Here is a 13,104-nt window from a genome sequence, read left to right as displayed (position 1 = left end):
TATGGCACGTTATTTCCGTCGTCGCAAGTTCTGCCGTTTCACCGCGGAAGGCGTTCAAGAGATCGACTATAAAGATATCGCAACGCTGAAAAACTACATCACCGAAAGCGGTAAGATTGTCCCAAGCCGTATCACCGGTACTCGTGCAAAATACCAGCGTCAGCTGGCTCGCGCTATCAAACGCGCTCGCTACCTGTCCCTGCTGCCGTACACTGATCGTCATCAGTAATCGGGCACGGTCCATTAATACGACTTTAAGAGGATAAGGTAATGCAAGTTATTCTGCTTGATAAAGTAGCAAACCTGGGCAGCCTGGGTGATCAGGTTAACGTTAAAGCGGGTTACGCACGTAACTTCCTGGTTCCACAGGGTAAAGCTGTTCCAGCTACTAAGAAAAACGTTGAGTTTTTCGAAGCACGTCGCGCTGAACTGGAAGCCAAACTGGCTGACGTTCTGGCGGCTGCTAACGCTCGCGCTGAAGCAATCAACGCACTGGGCACTGTTACCATCGCGTCTAAAGCTGGCGACGAAGGTAAACTGTTCGGTTCCATCGGTACCCGCGATATCGCTGATGCAGTAACTGCTGCAGGCGTTAAAGTGGCTAAGAGCGAAGTTCGTCTGCCGAACGGCGTTCTGCGTACCACTGGTGAGCACGAAGTTGACTTCCAGGTTCACAGCGAAGTGTTCGCTAAACTGGTTGTTAACGTAGTAGCTGAGTAATTTTTTACTCTGCTCACGTTGAAACGCCGGCCTTGTGCCGGCGTTTTGCGTTTTAGAGATCCGGGCTCTTAACGCGCCCTGATAAAACTGCCGTCTGGCTGGCGGGTAAACAGTACCTGTTGTCCACTTCCCGTATCAATCGTTAACCCTGTCACCACCCCGCTGGCATTCTGGCGAATCTGTACCATCTGACCATTCTGCAGGTTACTGAGCGGTTTACCCGCACCTTCCACCTTCGCCATGGCATACACGTCGGTTGGCGGCAGGTTGTGGTCGCGGAACAGCTGTGCCAGGGTTTTGCCCGGCTCTACGCGATAGGAGCGCCACTGTTGCTCAATGCCGGTGGGCTGCTGCGTCTGAGGCTGAGACGGGGCGGCGGCTTGATCCTGCGGCTGTTCATCCTGAATGGGCTCTGGCTCAACCGGCGCAACCTGACCCGGATCGTTAGACGGGGAGACGAGCTGCGTCTGCATCGGCTGTGCGTCAGGCTGCGGCCGCGTCTGCGACTGAATGTCCAGTTGGGCATTGCGGGTGACGGGTGCGGTATCGACATCATCGCCCCCGGAAGGAAGCAGGAAGCCCACGATCACCATCAGTGCGCCAATGATGATCCCTCTGCGATGCAGAGGAGGCAGCGGGTCCATGATGCGAAAATTGTCCGGCGCCTGCCAGATTTTCGCCAGGGTAGGTTTCAGTTCAAATCGCCCGGGCATGGCACTCCTCCTGCTCCGCGTATTTTTTATCCTGTGCCCCGAAGTATAGTTTGCTAACTGCCTGAACGGCGTAGTAAACCCGACATCCGTGACATCAGTTCGGGATTAATCCTGGTTATCTCTATTGTTTCTGTTTCGTCGCGGTTTGTCACCTTAACTTCAGACAAAGTTTTACCCATAAGGGCATGGCTGATATGCTGCCCGCTACTTTAAATGTGATGGAAGGAAAACCCATGACCACCCCGACTTTTGACACTATCGAAGCGCAGGCAAGTTACGGTATCGGCTTGCAGGTAGGACAGCAGCTGAGCGAATCCGGCCTGGAAGGTCTGTTACCAGAAGCGCTGGTGGCGGGTATCGCTGACGCGCTGGAAGGCAAACAGCCTGCCGTTCCGGTTGACGTCGTGCACCGTGCGCTGCGTGAAATCCACGAACGTGCTGACGCCGTGCGTCGTGCGCGCTTTGAAGAGATGGCCGCCGAAGGTGTGAAATATCTGGAAGAGAACCGCGAACGTGAAGGCGTGAACAGCACCGAATCCGGTCTGCAGTTCCGCGTGATCAATCAGGGCGACGGCGCAATCCCGGCGCGTACCGACCACGTTCGCGTGCACTACACCGGTAAGCTGATCGACGGTACCGTCTTCGACAGCTCCGTGGCGCGCGGCGAACCGGCTGAGTTCCCGGTAAATGGCGTTATCGCAGGCTGGATCGAAGCCCTGACCCTGATGCCAGTGGGTTCCAAATGGGAACTGACTATCCCGCATAACCTGGCCTACGGCGAGCGCGGCGCTGGCGCGTCCATCCCGCCATTCAGCACCCTGGTCTTTGAAGTCGAGCTGCTGGAAATTCTGTAATCGAATTTTCTTATTTCCTCTCCCCGTTTGGGGAGAGGAAAATAGTGTAAAAACCTATAGTTATGGTGCTATCAACATTTTATCTTGCAAACGAAACTGTTGCGTGTATTTTTGTGAGCTGTTTCGCGCTGTATGAGTGATATGACACTCACTTTCAACATATTATTAACATAATATCTAAATCATAGTATTCATCCCGCCGATTCTTACCTAATATCGATTAGCCCTTACAAGGGAACGTCATTTTTTTGACGTATTTAAAGGCCAGAAGAGCCTTAACAACACAGACAGGCATAAACAGGAAAATATCACATGGTAGACCAGGTCAAAGTCGTCGCCGACGAAGAGGCGTCGTCCGAACAGTCGCTACGGCGCAATCTCACAAACCGTCATATTCAGCTCATTGCGATTGGGGGTGCCATCGGTACCGGGCTGTTTATGGGGTCAGGCAAAACCATCAGTCTCGCCGGACCGTCAATCATATTCGTTTATATGATTATCGGTTTTATGCTGTTCTTCGTGATGCGTGCAATGGGTGAACTGCTGCTCTCGAACCTTGAATACAAATCCTTCAGCGACTTCGCTTCAGACCTGCTCGGTCCATGGGCGGGCTATTTTACCGGCTGGACCTACTGGTTCTGCTGGGTCGTCACCGGTATGGCGGACGTCGTGGCGATTACCGCCTATGCGCAGTTCTGGTTCCCGGGGCTGTCGGACTGGGTGGCCTCGCTGGCGGTTATTGTGCTGTTGCTGAGCCTGAACCTCGCCACCGTCAAAATGTTCGGTGAGATGGAGTTCTGGTTTGCGATGATCAAAATCGTGGCCATTGTTGGGCTCATCGTGGTGGGCCTGGTAATGGTGCTTACCCACTTCCAGTCACCAACCGGCGTTCAGGCGTCGTTTACCCATCTGTGGAATGACGGCGGCTGGTTCCCGAAAGGCATCAGCGGCTTCTTTGCTGGTTTCCAGATTGCGGTGTTCGCGTTTGTGGGGATTGAGCTTGTCGGAACGACCGCTGCGGAAACCAAAGATCCGGAGAAGTCCCTGCCGCGCGCCATCAACTCCATTCCGGTGCGTATCATCATGTTCTACGTCTTCGCGCTGGTCATCATTATGTCCGTGACGCCGTGGAGCTCCGTGGTACCTACCAAGAGCCCGTTCGTCGAGCTGTTCGTGCTGGTAGGCCTGCCTGCTGCCGCGAGCCTGATTAACTTCGTGGTGCTGACCTCTGCTGCCTCGTCTGCCAACAGCGGCGTATTCTCCACCAGCCGTATGCTGTTTGGTCTGGCGCAGGAAGGCGTGGCGCCGAGCGCGTTCGCCAAGCTCTCTAAGCGTGCGGTACCGGCAAAAGGGTTGACCTTCTCCTGCATGTGCCTGCTGGGCGGTGTGGTGATGCTTTACGTGAACCCAAGCGTGATTGGCGCGTTCACCATGATCACCACGGTCTCTGCGATCCTGTTTATGTTCGTCTGGACCATCATCCTCTGTTCATACCTGGTGTACCGCAAGCAGCGTCCACACCTGCATGAAAAATCGATCTACAAGATGCCGCTGGGCAAGCTAATGTGCTGGGTGTGCATGGCGTTCTTCGTCTTCGTGCTGGTTCTGCTGACGCTGGAAGATGATACCCGCCAGGCACTTATCGTCACGCCGCTGTGGTTTATCGCGCTGGGGCTGGGCTGGGTGTTTATCGGTAAGAAACGGATGGCAGGCGTAAGGTAAAAGCAAAACGGCAACGTCAGTTGCCGTTTTTAGTTTTTGCACCCTCTCCCTGTGGGAGAGGGTCGGGGTGAGGGCATCAGGCCGCAGCGGCCTTTTTTATTCCCCCGCTAAAGCCCGCGGGAACAAAACGTTGTTCTCAAGACTGATGTGTTCCATCAGGTCGTCGATCGTTTCGTTAATGCCGTTGTACATCGCTTTCCACGTTGTGCACGCTTCTGGCGGCGGCGTGACGTTGTGGGTGGTGTGTTTGATCACTTCCAGCAGTTCACCCGCGTCATCGTGCTCGCTTTCCATCACGCTGATGGGTCCCATCGCCTGGCTTCCCATTCCCTGTTTAATCATCGGGAAGAGGATCTGCTCTTCTTTCATCATGTGGCTGGAAAGCTCTTCGTGCAGCAGGGTCAGGTACTTTGCCAGACCGCGCGGTACGGAAGGTTTGTCGGCATGGACGCGCTCGACTTTGGTCGCCTGCAGGATCAGCTCCGGCAGCTGTTCACGGTGACGGTCATGGTATCGCACGATGATATGGTCGATGATTTCCGCGAGCGGAGCGGTTCGCCAGTCTTTGTCGACGGGCTGCTCGGCCAGCTGCGCCAGTTCTGCTTCAATCACCTCAACGTCCAGCTCTTTGCGTGAAGCCGCACGCGCCAGGGTTTGCTTACCGCCGCAGCAGTAATCCATATCGTATTTACGGAACAGCGCAGAAGCGCGAGGAATGGAGAGCGCCAGCTCGCCAAGGGGTTGGTCGCGAAAGGCCATAGCAGTTACCTCGTCATCAATAATATAAGATGCATATTAAATGCATCTTTAAGCCGGCGCTATAACCCTTTAGAGGGACGGGAAAAAGTGAGATGCAGATCACAAAAAAATATCCGATTTAACTCTCTGAATGGGCTCAGGAAAGTGGTTTCGAAACTTTTTAAAGGTGGAGAAACAGTAAACAACCCGCTGCGCCTGCCGATATATCCACGTCAGACAAACCTGCATATAACAAAGGCAACGCATGTTTAAACGTATAAAAGTCATTACCCTTTTGATTTCGGTGCTGCTCGTGCTCGGCATCATGCAAGTGATTTCCGCCGGTATCTTTATCAACGCCCTGAACAACGATAAAGACAACTTCACCGTGGCGCAGCTCTCCAGCAAGAACGTGGCGGAGTTTACCGATGCGTGGATCAGTCTGAACCAGGCGCGCGTCACCCTGAACCGCGGGATGCTGCGCCTGCAAAGCAGCATGGCCTCTCAAATTAACGGCGGTCAGTTGAATGAGCTGGTGACCACGGCGAAAAATCTGCTGACTGAAGCGCAGGTTCATTACGATAAATACTATGCCTTGCCGAATACGCCAGGCCTGGATGAGAACCTGACGAATCGCCTTGAGGAGCAGTACCGTAATTACTCTACAACGCTGACGCAAATGAACGTTCTGCTGAGCCAGGGCAATCTGGAAGATATGTTCAAGCAGAATGCCGAACAAAAACAAAACGCGATGCAGGCGGTTTATCGTGAATGGCGTGAAGCGCAGGCCGCGCTCACCGATAAAGGCATTCAGGATAACGAAAGTGATTACAAGCACATCCTGTGGATCCTCTCTGCGGTCATGCTGCTGGTGATTGTGGTGATTATCTCCAGCTGGATTGCTATGCGCCGCGTGCTGCTGCTGCCGCTGGAAGAGGTGATTAACCATATTCGCGCCATTGCGGCAGGGGATTTAACCCAGCCGATTCAGGCTGACGGTAAAAATGAGATGGCCATCCTGGCGCGCAACGTTCAGGAGATGCAAACCTCGCTGGCGAACACGGTGGGCGTGGTGCGTGAAGGCGCAGATACGATTTACACCGGTGCAGGCGAAATCTCTGCGGGCAGTAACGATCTCTCTTCCCGTACCGAGCAGCAGGCCGCTTCTCTTGAAGAAACGGCAGCCAGCATGGAACAGCTGACAGCAACCGTGAAGCAGAACGCCGATAACGCGCGTCAGGCGTCCCGTCTGGCGCTGGACGCCTCCTCAACGGCGAAGAAGGGCGGTAACGTGGTTGAAGGCGTCGTACGTACGATGGATGAGATCGCCACCAGTTCCAGCAAAATCGCGCAAATTACTAACGTGATCGACGGTATTGCCTTCCAGACGAACATTCTGGCGTTGAACGCGGCGGTAGAAGCGGCGCGCGCGGGCGAGCAGGGGCGCGGGTTTGCGGTGGTGGCCGGGGAAGTGCGTACCCTTGCCCAGCGCAGCGCTCAGGCGGCGAAAGAGATCAAAGCGCTTATTGATGATTCCGGTGAGCGCGTGAACGCGGGCTCGCAGCTGGTTAACGAAGCCGGCGCCACGATGGCCGAGATCGTCAATGCGGTTACCCGCGTCACCGACATCATGGGCGAAATTGCCTCGGCCTCTGACGAGCAGAGCCGCGGTATCGACCAGGTGGGCCAGGCGGTAGCCGAGATGGACCGCGTGACCCAGCAGAACGCCTCGCTGGTGGAGGAGTCTGCGGCCGCGGCGGCGGCGCTGGAAGATCAGGCTGCACGCCTGAACGAAGCGGTAGCGGTATTCAAAATCACCCGCAATCAGGCGGTTAAAGCGGCACCGGTGAAAACCTATGTGCCAAAATCGCAGCCTGTAGCCGCGGCGTCAGAAGGGAACTGGGAAACGTTTTAAGGGTTTGCTGGGTGGCGGCTACGCCACCCGGCAAAAATTACATCTCCGACGCCGGAATAACCCGCGGTTTTTCCGGCTTCGCTCTCACCGCCATCACCACCCCTATGACCAACAGCGCGATCCCGCAGGCCGTGAATAACGGCGGCACGCTCTGGCGCATCAGGAAGGTATAAAGCAGTCCGGCCAGGGTTTCGAAGACAATCAGCGGCCCTAAGATCACCGTCGGCAGCTTCTGGCTGGCAATGTTCCAGCACAGCGCGCCCACCCATGAACACAGCACCGCAATCGCCACCATCAGGCCGATAAACACCCACGGTCTTGGCCCGAAGGGCTGGGTGAAGTCCGGCTGCTGATGGCCCAGCCAGAGGCATGCGCCGAGATATCCCACGATGGATACGGGCAGCGTGACCAGCGCCTGCGCCGTTGCCCACATCATCGGATGCTTGTCCGGATTCTCACGCAGCCAGCGCGCATTGCGCAGGGCATACCATGCCCAGCACGCCACGGAAATGAACGCCAGCAGAATGCCAGAACCGTAACGCCACAGGTCAACATCCGCCTGCCCATGACGCAGCTCGGCAATATTGACGCATATCAGCCCCAGGGCGGTGCAGATCAGCGCCGGTGCCATTTTTGACCACGCCAGTTTGCCATCGCGGTGGCTGTAGAGCAGGTTAGCAAAGACGGGGATGACGACCGGCAGTGTGCCGATAATCATGGTCGATACCGGCGCACCGGTACGCTGAATGGCACTCGCGAGGCAAACGTAATAGATGAGATTGCCCATCATGGTCAGCGCCAGCGCGGTCCCCCAGTCCTGACGGCTGAGCTGACGCAAGCGCGCCCGTCCCAGCCACGCCAGGGGCAGGGCAATCAGCCCCAGCGCCAGATAACGGCCGGTCGACTGCAGTATTGCCGGATACTCGGGTACGATCAGCGGGCCGACAAAAATTAGCCCCCACATCATCCCGGCCAGCAGGGCATACAACACTCCACTAATCATTTTTCCATCCACAGGTATTTACGCTGTTCTCAGTGTAGGTGGGGCAAATGCGCGCGTATTGTATGAGGTTGCGCATTAGCGCCGGGTGACCTGCTTCTGGTAGCGCACGGGGGTAATGCCGTAGCGGTGGGTAAACGCGCGGGTGAGATGCGACTGATCGGTCAGCCCGGTTGCGGCGGCGACCTCTGCCGCGGGCATGCCGTGCGTGAGGAACGCTTTGGCGCGCCAGAGGCGAATGGCCATCAGCATCTGATGTGGCGTCACGTGAAAATGAGCTTTGAACTGGCGCTGGAAATGATACGGGCTGAGTGAAACGACGCTGGCGAGCTCGTCCAGCGTCAGAGCGCGCATATAGTTGTCATGCAGATACTCGCGTACCCGTTCAAAGCGGTGCGCACCTTCCTGAACCCGCGGCGCGTGATGAGCAAACGGCTGGAAGGTCTCAATCAGATCCAGCAGTAATCCTTTTTGCGCAAGCGGATCGTCCGTGTGCCACAGGCCGTAAATGAGCCTGCCGATTTGCTGCGAGCGCAGCGGGTCATGACGCGTTACGTCGCTAAACCACCAGTGCCGGAGGCCGGTCACCTCTTCCAGCAGGTCGGGTTCGATATAGACCATCCGGTAGCGCCAGCCGCCCTCGGTGGCGGATTCACCGGTATGGATCTCGTCCGGGTTCATGGTAACGACGGACTTTTCCGCCGCGAGATGCTGGGTACCGCGATAGCGAAAGCGTTCGGCACCGGTTTCAATCGTGCCGATCCCGAAGGCTTCATGGGTGTGAGGCTCAAAGGCGTAGTCAGAAATGTGCGCGTGGTACAGCTCCAGGCCCGGCAGCTGCGCCAGATGGCGAAAGCGCGCGCTGTCTCTTTCATCATTAAACTGTTCCGGTACGCCTTGCACGGTGAGCCTCCTCGCGGTCATCTTTTCATTATCAGAGATGACCGGAGTTTATGCACTAAACATCTTTGCCCGGACCGTCTTACGATAATCCCCCGGTGACACCGTGGTTTTATGCTTAAACTGGCGGTTAAAGTGCGCAATATCCTGATATCCAACCGCATTGGCGATCTCCTGAATGCTCAGATTGGTGGATTGCAGCATCGTCATGGCGGATTCAATTCTGGCGGTTAATAAATACTGCAGGGGGGACATGTCGGTGGCATTTTTAAAGCGACGGTTGAAGTTGCGCAAACTCATGCCAGCCATATCGGCAAGATTTTGCATGGATATATCCGAGGCGCAGTTGGCTTTTATCCAGATTTGAATTTGAACAATATCTTCATCCGGATGCGGTTTGTTTTCTTCACTGTAACACTGGCGATCGAACTGACTTCGAATTTCATGGAAAAAGGTCCGCTGGGTATGGGTGGCTACACGTTTCCCGTATATCGTTTCGATGAAATGGATGGTCAGATCTGAGAGGGCTTTGACGCTGGCGGCACAGTAAATATTATCGGCCTGCGTGAGAAAATGTTTGGTTTGTAATTTTACGTTGGGGTAGTCGCGCGAGAACTGTTTGAAGTAGTGCCAGTGGGTGGTGGCAGGTTTCCCGTTGAGCAATCCCGACTCCGCCAGGAAACAGCAACCCGTTCCTACGGCCGCGATGCGGGTTCCTCGCGCCGCCTGCTCGGTCAGCCATGCCAGGAGTTCAGGCTGTTGTCTGACCACCGCGCGAGGATTGCGCCACAGGGCGGGAAGATAGATAACGTCATAGTGCCTGTCTGCGGCAAGGGTAGTATCGGCGGTAATGCTGAAGCCACTGTGCGTCAGGATGGGCTCGTTATTTATGCCAATAGTATGAACTTTCAGTATATTCTCCGGACGACAGAGCCTGAATGAAGACGTCTCCGGTTTGTGCGTGTCTGCGTGGGATGTTGTTTTTTGCTCGGCTAAATAGCTACTGGCTGCGGCTTTCCACATTTCAATCGGAAGACTGAGACCGGAACTTAGCATGCGTTCACATAACACAAATCCTATTTGTGTATTTGTCATTTTTGATTAATACCTGTTTTGACTATTATTTTTGGTAGCTCATCGTTGTCCTGGCCAAAAAAGTCAGCATTTTGGCTGGATTTTCATATTAGCTTTTGTTGGTAATTTGTAAACTAATATCTGAAATTATCGCACTTACTTAACAAAATAAATCCACGACCACTACAGGATGAATTATGGCGAAATTACCCGTAATAACGGCTTTTGGCGGCTATGGTCCAGCTGGTCGTAGTTCTTCACATCATGCATTTCGTCGAATGATTATTGAGTCATTATCGGAAGAGGAAAGGCAAGCGACGTTATTATCGTTAGCCATTCTGATGGGCGTGCTTAAATATGATGAGGGCGGATATTGCGACATTTCCGGTAAAAGATTTACACCTGCTCAGGCTGCCGCGAAGATAAAAGACGAGGCGCTTGAGGGAACCCTTATCCGAAAAATTACGCGCGACTATTTTGATGTCGATGCTATCGTCAGCCATGCAAAATTGAATATGGTTTCAGGCGAAGAAGGATTCAGTTTTAATATATCTTCCAGACAATTACCTCAACCCTTACCGGCGGGATGGCACGTTGAAGAATTAGCGGATCAGCGTGTGCGTATTACCGTTAAGGGAGAGATGGACTGTAAAATTGAGGCATTGTTGCGCACGGAGGTTCAGGCTGCAGGTTTACTGCCGCAGGGATTCCGCCCGGGTGACCATTACAATTCGCAGTTCCATCCGCGGGCGCTACAAATGGCGATTGTCGGAGCGTCAGACGCCATCAACGCCCTGGGGATCCCGTGGCGAGAGATACAGGCCAACATCACGCCGGATCAGCTCGGGGTCTATTCGGGCAATATCATGGGACAGCTCGACGATTATGGCTTTGGCGGTATGCTCCAGTCGCGCCTGAAAGGCCATCGCGTCAGCGCCAAACAGTGTCCGCTGGGCCTGAACAGCATGTGCGCCGATTTCCTCAATGCGTATGTGCTGGGTAGCGTCGGTCATACCAGCGCCACGCTGGGGGCATGCGCCACGTTTCTGTATAACCTGAATGCGGCAGTTGAAGATATTAAAGCGGGGCGCATTCGCGTTGCCGTTGTGGGCAGCGCCGAAGCGCCGGTCACCTCAGAGGTGATTGAAGGATTCGATGCCATGGGCGCCCTGGCAACGGAGAGCAAGCTTAAGCATATTGATGAAACGGATACGGCCGACTGGCGCAACAGCAGCCGCCCGTTTGGCAACAGCTGCGGTTTTGTGATCGCAGAATCCAGCCAGTACGTCGTGTTAATGGACGACGAGCTGGCGCTGCAGCTTGGGGCAGAGATCCACGGTTCGGTGGGGAATGTCTTCATCAACGCTGACGGCTTTAAGCGTTCTATCGCGTCACCGGGGCCGGGGAACTACATCACCATGGCGAAAGCGGTAGCCTCAGCGGTATCGATGGCGGGGATAGAGACGGTGCAGAAGGGATCGTTTATTCAGGCGCACGGTTCAAGCACGCCTAAGAATTGCGTCTCCGAGGCGGATATTTTTGACCGCGTTGCGCAAGCCTTTTCGATTCGCGACTGGCCGGTGACGGCAGTGAAATCGTATCTTGGTCACTCCCTGGGGCCCGCCAGCGGCGACCAGCTCATCAGCTGCCTCGGCGTCTTCCGCTATGGCATTTTGCCGGGAATTAAAAGCGTGTCGCACATTGCGCCACAGGTGAACAACGCACGCTTAACCATACCTGTTCAGGACTGCAAATTAGAGGAAGGCCAGGGGCAGATTGCCTTTATAAATTCAAAAGGCTTTGGCGGTAATAATGCCACGGGGGTGGTTTACTCGCCAAAGCTTACCCATCAATGGTTGCGCAAACGCTATGGGGAAGCGGTGTTTGCGGAGTATCAGCAGCGTAACCGCCAGGTGCGACGTCAGGCTAACGCGTATGATGAGGCGGCTTCGCAGGGTGAACTCAATGTCATTTATCTGTTTGGCCAGCAAGGGATTAATGAGGAAGATATTAAGATTGATATGAATGGCATCACCATTCCTGGATTTGAAAAACCGATTACATACGCGACGGATAAAGAATACCCGGATTTTTAATCGTTATATTTGATTTTATTTTTAATAAATAAAGGTGCTTGTATTTTCTCAGGCGCCTTACCTTTGTGCACCACTAAACAGGAGAAAGAAAGTGGCTAATCTCAGTGCAATACTGATTGCCTTTGGCTGGAGCGGTATTGTCGTCGGCATAATGATGGGTGGGTTAATGGGGATGTACGCTTTTAAGGGACCGTTTCGCGCCCCCAAAGGACATGAAAACTATACCGATTTAAATCGCAGAATGTTAAGGCTGGCACATATTGCCTTTATTATGCTGCCGTTAATATCCATGCTCTATGGCATGTGTATTGATGACCTCGCCGTGTCTTATACCTATAAATATTATGCCGTTATTTGCATGATGATACTTTCGGTGGGTATTCCGGTTCTGCTGATTGCATCGTGTTTTTATCTGCCATTTAAATATGTGCAGGTTATACCGTTTAGCTGTGGAATGTATGCGTTAGTTGTAATGGCAATTGGCAGGGTTTCCGCCCTGTAAACTATCACCTACCTGAGAAATAAAAATGAAAACGTTACTGAATACCCGCCAGCTGGGTCGGGACGCTATTGTCGCGACCGTAGATAAGCACGTTTATACCGAAAACCGCGCCTTTGCCAACAGGCTTATTGACCGGATTGAATCCCATCCGCTGATGCGCAGCCCTATTTTGGCAAAAATGAACAGCGGCGAAGTTGATATTCAACAGATGCGCGTATTCCATCTGGAATTTTATCACGCGTTTGCGCAAGTCTTTACCGATGCCGTTATTGAAGCGTTAAGCGCGGCGAAACAGCTGGAAGCGCCGCTGGGTGCGCAGGCGAAAATGGCGGCCCGTTTTCTGCTGCAAATCAACCTGCTGGATGAGCTGGGCTTCCATCCGGGCGAAGACGCCGAGGGCAATTACAACGGCCAGCCCGCGCTGGCGCACTACGTGCAGTTCTTTACGACCATCCAGCAGCTGGGGATGACGGAACACGAGGTGAAATCCTGGCTGCCGATGTCCAGCTCTCTGGCCTGCCGCGCAACCTTCGAGAATGCCTATGGCGACTATACCCAGCTGGTGGGTTTGCTGGCCGTGGCCGAGACCGTCTTCCATGACTTCGCCACGCCGTGGGCAAAAGGTGTTGATAAAGCAACGGATATTGACGTCACGAAGGGCTATCACAGCATCCATGTAGAAAGCGAAACGGGAGAGTCCATTGAAGATGGTCACTCCGAAGATGCATGGATCCTGTTCTGCCAGGCGCTGACGGAAGACCGCTACGCCGAGATGGAACAGCGCGTCGATCTGTGGCTGAAGGTCTGGAACGACTTCTGTAACGATCTGCTGGCTGGCCGCGCCGGAAAATAATCTTTTCACCCTCATTA

Annotated in this window: 13 protein-coding genes; 8 read left to right on the top strand and 5 right to left on the bottom strand. The window is 54.2% G+C overall.

The features are described from left to right. The first annotated feature begins 1 nt into the window (after position 1). Positions 2-229 (top strand): 30S ribosomal protein S18, encoded by a 228-nt coding sequence (gene rpsR, locus AC0TNG_RS15215; RefSeq protein ID WP_000135199.1) that lies wholly within the window; start codon positions 2-4, stop codon positions 227-229. 41 nt (positions 230-270) lie between these two features. Further along, complete coding sequence (rplI, locus tag AC0TNG_RS15210) at positions 271-720, top strand: 50S ribosomal protein L9 (protein WP_003856039.1); 450 nt, start codon at positions 271-273, stop codon at positions 718-720. A gap of 68 nt (positions 721-788) precedes the next feature. On the opposite strand, the gene AC0TNG_RS15205 is transcribed toward rplI, so the two are convergent. Next, positions 789-1,433, bottom strand: a complete 645-nt coding sequence (locus AC0TNG_RS15205) for an OapA family protein (protein WP_048989485.1) — start codon at positions 1,431-1,433, stop codon at positions 789-791. Positions 1,434-1,666: 233 nt separating this feature from the next. Between AC0TNG_RS15205 and fklB the strand changes: the two genes are divergently transcribed. Both fklB and cycA read left to right on the top strand, forming a co-directional pair. Then, positions 1,667-2,287 (top strand): FKBP-type peptidyl-prolyl cis-trans isomerase, encoded by a 621-nt coding sequence (gene fklB, locus AC0TNG_RS15200; RefSeq protein WP_008502892.1) that lies wholly within the window; start codon positions 1,667-1,669, stop codon positions 2,285-2,287. Between the two features lie 312 nt (positions 2,288-2,599). Then, positions 2,600-4,009 carry a D-serine/D-alanine/glycine transporter gene (gene cycA, locus AC0TNG_RS15195; protein ID WP_024907315.1) on the top strand — a complete coding sequence of 470 codons (1,410 nt, stop codon included), beginning with the start codon at positions 2,600-2,602 and terminating at the stop codon, positions 4,007-4,009. Between the two features lie 96 nt (positions 4,010-4,105). Here cycA and ytfE read toward each other — a convergent pair whose 3' ends face one another. Beyond that, entirely contained in the window at positions 4,106-4,768 is a 663-nt protein-coding gene (gene ytfE, locus AC0TNG_RS15190; protein WP_148770179.1) for an iron-sulfur cluster repair protein YtfE, read from the bottom strand. Positions 4,769-5,012: 244 nt separating this feature from the next. Here ytfE and AC0TNG_RS15185 point away from each other — a divergent pair, with 244 nt between their 5' ends. Next, positions 5,013-6,662, top strand: coding sequence for a methyl-accepting chemotaxis protein (locus AC0TNG_RS15185; RefSeq protein ID WP_024907313.1), 1,650 nt, complete (start codon positions 5,013-5,015; stop codon positions 6,660-6,662). 37 nt (positions 6,663-6,699) lie between these two features. Here AC0TNG_RS15185 and AC0TNG_RS15180 read toward each other — a convergent pair whose 3' ends face one another. The 3 genes from AC0TNG_RS15180 to AC0TNG_RS15170 all read right to left on the bottom strand — a co-directional run bounded on the left by AC0TNG_RS15180 (position 6,700) and on the right by AC0TNG_RS15170 (position 9,657). Next, a complete protein-coding gene (locus tag AC0TNG_RS15180) occupies positions 6,700-7,665 on the bottom strand; it encodes a DMT family transporter (protein ID WP_024907312.1) in 966 nt (321 codons plus the stop codon). Positions 7,666-7,740: 75 nt separating this feature from the next. After that, positions 7,741-8,565, bottom strand: a complete 825-nt coding sequence (locus AC0TNG_RS15175; protein ID WP_024907311.1) for an AraC family transcriptional regulator — start codon at positions 8,563-8,565, stop codon at positions 7,741-7,743. A 48-nt stretch (positions 8,566-8,613) separates the two neighbouring features. Next, positions 8,614-9,657: a GlxA family transcriptional regulator gene (locus tag AC0TNG_RS15170; protein WP_407859364.1), complete on the bottom strand. Its 1,044-nt coding sequence runs from the start codon at positions 9,655-9,657 to the stop codon at positions 8,614-8,616. Between the two features lie 596 nt (positions 9,658-10,253). On the opposite strand from AC0TNG_RS15170, the gene AC0TNG_RS15165 reads away from it, so the two are divergent. The 3 genes from AC0TNG_RS15165 (at position 10,254) to AC0TNG_RS15155 (ending at position 13,087) form a co-directional block, all read left to right on the top strand. Beyond that, positions 10,254-11,732: a beta-ketoacyl synthase gene (locus AC0TNG_RS15165; RefSeq protein ID WP_417927947.1), complete on the top strand. Its 1,479-nt coding sequence runs from the start codon at positions 10,254-10,256 to the stop codon at positions 11,730-11,732. A 91-nt stretch (positions 11,733-11,823) separates the two neighbouring features. Continuing rightward, on the top strand, positions 11,824-12,234 hold the full coding sequence (locus tag AC0TNG_RS15160; RefSeq protein ID WP_024907308.1) for a membrane protein: 411 nt from the start codon (positions 11,824-11,826) through the stop codon (positions 12,232-12,234). A gap of 25 nt (positions 12,235-12,259) precedes the next feature. Then, positions 12,260-13,087 (top strand): hypothetical protein, encoded by an 828-nt coding sequence (locus tag AC0TNG_RS15155; protein ID WP_032651384.1) that lies wholly within the window; start codon positions 12,260-12,262, stop codon positions 13,085-13,087. The last annotated feature ends 17 nt before the right edge of the window (positions 13,088-13,104 follow it).

Source organism: Enterobacter sp. PL_is514 (assembly GCF_055816715.1).
This window is presented reverse-complemented; position numbering and strand designations above follow the sequence as displayed.